The 5758-nt window shown below is 71.7% G+C and carries 5 protein-coding genes; all 5 read left to right on the top strand.

Annotated elements, in window-relative coordinates:
* Positions 1-422: 422 nt before the first annotated feature.
* The 5 genes from GT045_RS12335 (at position 423) to GT045_RS12315 (ending at position 5650) form a co-directional block, all read left to right on the top strand.
* Positions 423-1196 carry a polysaccharide deacetylase family protein gene (locus tag GT045_RS12335; protein ID WP_161334184.1) on the top strand — a complete coding sequence of 258 codons (774 nt, stop codon included), beginning with the start codon at positions 423-425 and terminating at the stop codon, positions 1194-1196.
* A gap of 172 nt (positions 1197-1368) precedes the next feature.
* Positions 1369-2676, top strand: a complete 1308-nt coding sequence (locus tag GT045_RS12330; protein ID WP_161334183.1) for an extracellular solute-binding protein — start codon at positions 1369-1371, stop codon at positions 2674-2676.
* Entirely contained in the window at positions 2673-3626 is a 954-nt protein-coding gene (locus GT045_RS12325; RefSeq protein WP_345942623.1) for a sugar ABC transporter permease, read from the top strand. Before GT045_RS12330 ends, GT045_RS12325 begins: the two co-directional genes overlap by 4 nt.
* The gene (locus GT045_RS12320) at positions 3623-4468 is read left to right on the top strand and encodes a carbohydrate ABC transporter permease (protein ID WP_161334182.1); all 846 of its coding nucleotides are present in this window, start codon (positions 3623-3625) and stop codon (positions 4466-4468) included. The genes GT045_RS12325 and GT045_RS12320 overlap by 4 nt, the downstream gene beginning before the upstream one ends.
* Before the next feature lie 171 nt (positions 4469-4639).
* Complete coding sequence (locus GT045_RS12315) at positions 4640-5650, top strand: phosphotransferase (protein WP_161334181.1); 1011 nt, start codon at positions 4640-4642, stop codon at positions 5648-5650.
* Positions 5651-5758: the final 108 nt, after the last annotated feature.

Raw genomic sequence — 5758 nt, 5'->3', positions numbered from 1 at the left:
GGTTCCGGTACCGCGTGGGCGGGTTCCGGTACCGCGTGGGCGGGTGTCGTCGGAAGGACGAGTGCGGCGGCGCCCAGGAGCGCCGCCGCACCGGACAAGACGTTCCGCCGGGCTCTCGGTCCCGCCGGCTGATGCTCGGCACGCGTTCCGGAATGACGCACGGTTTCGCCGACCCCCCACTGCTGCACGGCCGTTGGCGACGGCGTTCCGTCGCCGGGCAGCCCCATTGGAAGCGGTGGTGAGCCGGTGCATCAACAGGCCGGACGAGGCGACCGGCGATTTCCGGACCCGTCCGCCAGGGCGACTGTCCCGGAAGCGCCTCGGAATTGTCCGCGATCCGTAACAGGCGGATCCCGTGATCCTTCCGGGCCGTCCTGCCAGGTGCACGAGAACCACACGACACAGCAGGGGGCGGGACGAGCATGGCGAGGCATGGCGGGCGGGGATGGTACGGCCGGGTGGTCGCTGCGGCGCTCGGAGTCACGGCGGTGGCCGCCGCCACCTCGGTGTGGACGGCGCAGGCGGGCCAGTCGGGCGGCGGCGCGGCGGCAGCGGGCGCCTCCGCCCGGCCCAGCGCGCCCAAGGCGGTGCGGGTGTCCGAGGAGATAGCGCACGCCTCCGACCGGGGCGCGCACGGGGTGAACATCACCATCGACGACGGTCCGGATCCGTCGTGGACCCCGCAGGTGCTCCAGGTGCTGCGCGACAACGGCGTGAAGGCGACCTTCTGCATGGTCGGCACCCAGGCCGAGGCCCACCCCGATCTGGTCCGGCAGGTCGTGGCCGCCGGCCACCGGCTGTGCGACCACACGGTGTCGCACGACACCACCATGGACAAGAAGTCGCCGGCCTACCAGTCGCAGCAGATCGTGGACGCGGAACGGCAGATCACCAAGGCGTCGGGCGGTGTGCGCCCGATGTACTACCGGGCCCCGGGCGGCGCCTTCACCCCCTACAGCCGGAAGCTCGCGGCCTCGCACGGCATGCGACCCCTGGGCTGGAACGTCGACTCCAAGGACTTCGAGCGGCCGGGCACCGCCGCGATCGTCTCGACCGTCGAGCGGGAGCTGGCCAACGGTCCCACGATCCTCTTCCACGACGCGGGCGGCGACCGCTCCCAGACGGTGGAGGCGCTGCGGACAGTGCTGCCCTGGCTGAAGCAGCAGGGGTACACGACCGGTTTTCCTGTCCGCTGACATACCGTCCGGGGTCTTTGTACCGCTTGGGCGTTGCACGGAGTGCGTGTGCCGGTCACAGAGTGGTTGAGACCTCTTGTGGGTGTGTTCACGCAGCCCATAGCCTCCGAGGCGTTGTGCACAGCGAAACCATCATTGCGCATGTTGCAACGCCTCAGCGGAGGAACACTCCATGAACCTGTCCGTCCGTTTCGTTGGGTCCGTGGGGCTCACCGCGCTCGCCGTCGTCCTGGCCACCGCGTGCGCGCCCCAGACCTCCGACAACTCCGCCTCCGGCAAGGACGAGAAGACCGGCACCCTGCGCGTCTGGCTCTTCCAGGAGGTCGACAACCAGCCCAAGCAACGCGTCGTCGACACGGTCCTCGCCGGCTTCGAGAAGGCACACCACGGCGCCCGCGCCACCGTCGAGTACATCCCGGTGGAGACCCGTGCCCAACGCGTCAAGGCCGCCTTCAACGACCCCGCCTCCGCACCCGACGTCATCGAGTACGGCAACACGGACACCGCCGGCTATGTGCGGGACGGCGGACTCGCCGACGTCACCGGGGACTTCACCGCCTGGAGCGAGTCCAAGGACACCGATCCGACGGCCCGGCAGTCGGTCACCGTGGACGGCAAGGTCTACGGAGCGCCGTACTACGTCGGCATCCGGGCGCTGTACTACCGGACCGACGTCCTGCGCAAGCTGGGCCTGCGCGTACCGGCTTCGCAGGCCGAACTGGTCTCCACCGCGAAGCGGATCCGGGCCGCCGAGCCCGATCTGTACGGCCTCGCCGTCGGCGGCGCCTACACCTACGGCGCGATGCCGTTCATCTGGGCCGAAGGCGGCGAACTGGCCTCCGGCAAGAGCGGTTCGTACGCCTCCGCCATCGACGGGCCCGCCGCCCGCAAGGGCATCGAGGCGTACACCTCCCTCTTCGGTGACGACAACTGTCCCGCTTCCAAGTGCGCCGGCATGAACGGCAACGACACGGTGACCGCCTTCGCCGCCGGCAAGGCCGCCATGGCGATCGGCGGCAACTTCAGCCACGCCGCCGTGGAGGCCGGGAAGGTGAAGGGGAAGTACGCCGTCGTCCCGCTGCCGGGGGTGAAGCCCGGCTCGATCGCGCCGGCGTTCGCGGGCGGCAACAACATCGGTGTCCTGAAGAGCACCTCGCACCGCACGCTCGCCGTGGACCTCATGAAGCGGCTCGCCTCGAAGAAGACGCAAGGCGCGCTCTTCGACGCGATGGGCTTCCTGCCGACCTTCACCGACGTGCGCGAACAGGCCGCCGCCAGAGCGCCGTTCGCGAAGCCGTTCGTCGACACCCTCACCGCCGGGACCCGGTTCGTGCCGGCCTCGCCCGCCTGGGCGCAGATCGACTCCTCCCTGGTGCTGCCGACGATGTTCCAGGAGATCGTCAGCGGCAAGAAGGACGTGGCGACCGCTTCCGGGGACGCGGCGAAGAAGATGAACGACGCGTTCGGATCCGCGGGGTGACAGTGCGCGAACCGACCCCGAAGGCGGCCGGGCAAGCCGTTCCGGCTTCGCCCCGGCCCCGCCGGGGGGCGGGCGGGCGCGGGGGCTGGACCCCCTGGCTCTACCTCGCGCCGGCCCTCCTCGTCCTCGGCGGGCTGCTGGTCTATCCCGTCTACCAGCTCGGGCTGATCTCGTTCCTCGAGTACACCCAGGCCCAGGTCAGCGGCGGCGAACCGACCGCCTTCCGGGGCCTGGCCAACTACACCGAACTCTTCGCCGACGACCAGTTCTGGCAGGTGCTGCTGGCCACGGTCGGCTTCGCCGCGGCCTGTGTGGTCTGCACCCTGGCGGTGGGCTGCGCGCTCGCCGTGCTGCTCACCCGCGTCCGCGCGGTCCCGCGGCTCGCCCTGCTGCTGGCCGCGCTGGGAGCGTGGGCGACACCGGCGATCACCGGCTCGACGGTCTGGCTGTTCCTCTTCGACCCCGATTTCGGACCGGTCGACCGGCTGCTCGGGCTCGGCGACTTCTCGTGGACGTACGGCCGTTACAGCGCCTTCCTGCTGGTCCTGCTCGAAGTGGTCTGGTGCTCCTTCCCGTTCGTGATGGTCACCGTCTACGCCGGTATCCGGGCCGTACCGAGCGAGGTGCTGGAGGCCGCGGCCCTGGACGGCGCCTCGCAGTGGCGGATCTGGCGCTCGGTGCTGACGCCGATGCTCAGGGCCATCCTGGTCATCGTCACCGTCCAGTCGGTGATCTGGGACTTCAAGGTCTTCACCCAGATCTACGTCATGACGAACGGCGGCGGCATCGCCGGCCAGAACATGGTCCTGAACGTCTACGCCTACCAGAAGGCGTTCGCGTCCTCGCAGTACAGCCTCGGCTCGGCCATCGGCGTCGTGACGCTGCTGATCCTGCTGGCCGTCACGCTCGGGTACCTGCGGCTGCTGCGCCGCCAAGGGGAGGAACTGTGAGCTTCGTCCGCGCCGCGGTCCGGCGCCCCTGGCGGCTGGCCGCGGAGGCGACGGCGCTGCTCGTCGCCGCCGTCGTCGCCTTCCCCCTGTACTGGATGGTGCTCAGCGCCTTCAAACCGGCCGGGGAGATCGAGTCCACCGATCCCAGGCCCTGGACCTCCTCCCCTTCGCTGGACTCCTTCCGGCGCGTGTTCGAACAGCACGCGTTCGGCCGGTACTTCGTCAACAGCCTCGTCGTCGCGGTGAGCGTCGTGGTCGCCTCCGCGCTGATCGCCTTCCTGGCCGCCACCGCCGTGACGCGCTTCCGGTTCCGCTTCCGGACCACGCTGCTGATCATGTTCCTGGTGGCGCAGATGGTGCCGGTGGAGGCGCTCACCATCCCCATGTTCTTCCTCATGCGCGACGTCGGGCTGCTGAACACCCTTGGCTCGCTGGTCCTGCCGCACATCGCGTTCTCGCTGCCGTTCGCGATCTGGATGCTGCGCGGGTTCGTGAAGGCCGTACCGGAGTCCCTGGAGGAGGCCGCCTACCTCGATGGGGCGAGCCGGGCGCGCTTCCTCTGGCAGATCCTGCTGCCGCTCGTCCTGCCGGGCCTGGTGGCCACGAGCGTCTTCTCCTTCATCTCCGCCTGGAACGACTTCCTGTTCGCCAAGTCGTTCATCATCAGCGACGTCTCGCAGTCCACCCTGCCGATGGCCCTGCTGGTCTTCTACAACCCCGACGAGCCGGACTGGGGCGGGGTGATGGCGGCGTCCACGGTGATGACCGTGCCGGTCCTGCTGTTCTTCGTCCTGGTACAGCGGCGCCTGGTCTCCGGGCTGGGCGGGGCGGTGAAGGACTGACCGGCCGCCGGCACCCGGCTCGGGTGCCGGCCTCGGCCGGGTGCCGTGCCCCTTCGTCCCGAGCACCGCCACACCGCCACACCGCCGCCCCCCGGCACCCCGGGGCCTCGTGCGCGGGAGCGCGGGGAAATCCGCTGGTCGGCGACTCGGCCGCGATGCTGGAATGGGCCGATGCGAGACCTTGGGACGGCGGTCGTGGACCGCGGGCGGTACCCGGACGCGCGGACCCCGTGGGAGCGGGAGTCCTGGCGCACCGCCGCCCTCGGCTGGGTGACGGACCGGCTCGCCGGGCACGGCCTGCGCGCCGACGGCGCCCTGGAGGTGCGGCTGCGGCCGTGGTCCGTGCTGGTGCGGGTGCCCGTCGCGGGCCGGACCGCCGTGTGGTTCAAGGCGAATCCGCCGGCCAGCGCCTTCGAGGGCCCGCTGACCGGGGCCCTGGCCCGCTGGGTGCCGGAGCATGTGCTGCATCCGCTGGCCGTCGACGCCGCGCGCGGCTGGACGCTCTTCCCGGACGGAGGCGACCTGTTCCGGGCCGTGCTCGGCAGGGAGCGGGTGGGGCCGCGGGAGTGGGAAGCCCTGCTGCGCCAGTACGCGAGCATGCAGTACGACCTGGTGGCACACGCGGGCGAGATCGAGCGGCTCGGTGTGCCGGCCGCCCGCACGTCCGGCCTGCCCGCGGTGTTCGACCGGCTGCTCGCCGGGAACACCGCGCTCGGCCCGGACGAGCGCACCCGGCTGGACGGCCTGCGGCCGCGGCTGGCGGACTGGTGTGCCGAACTCGCCTCCCTCGGCGTCCCGGACACCCTCGATCACGCCGACCTGCACGACGGCCAGCTGTTCCGGCGCTCGCCGGGCCGCTTCACGTTCTTCGACTGGGGCGACGCGGCCGTGTCCCACCCGTTCTGCAGCCTGCGCGTCACCGCCGAACGGGCCTGCGAGCGCTACGGACCCCAGGTGCTGCCGCGGCTGCTCGCCGCGTACCTGGAGCCCTGGACGGGCGACGGCCGTACGGCGGCGGAGCTGCGGCGCGCGGCGGCGCTCGCCTGGCGGCTGAGTGTCCTGAGCCGGGCCGCCGCCTGGGGCCGCACGTTTCCCGGCGCCTCCGACGCCGGGCCGGGGCCGGGGCAGGCCGCGCGCCGGCTGCTGGAGCTGACGGCCGATCCCCCGTTCGGAGCCGGCTGAGCGGTGCTCGTCGGAGACCCGCCGACCCGGACACTGCCGGCCGGTGGGCGGCCGATGGGCGGCAGGGCGGCCCGGTTCTCTCCGCGCGGCCCGGTTCTCTCCGCGCGG

Source organism: Streptomyces sp. SID486, from assembly GCF_009865385.1.
Classification (GTDB): domain Bacteria; phylum Actinomycetota; class Actinomycetes; order Streptomycetales; family Streptomycetaceae; genus Streptomyces.
Note: the sequence above shows the minus strand (reverse complement) of the source record. Positions and strands in the feature narration are given on the sequence as shown.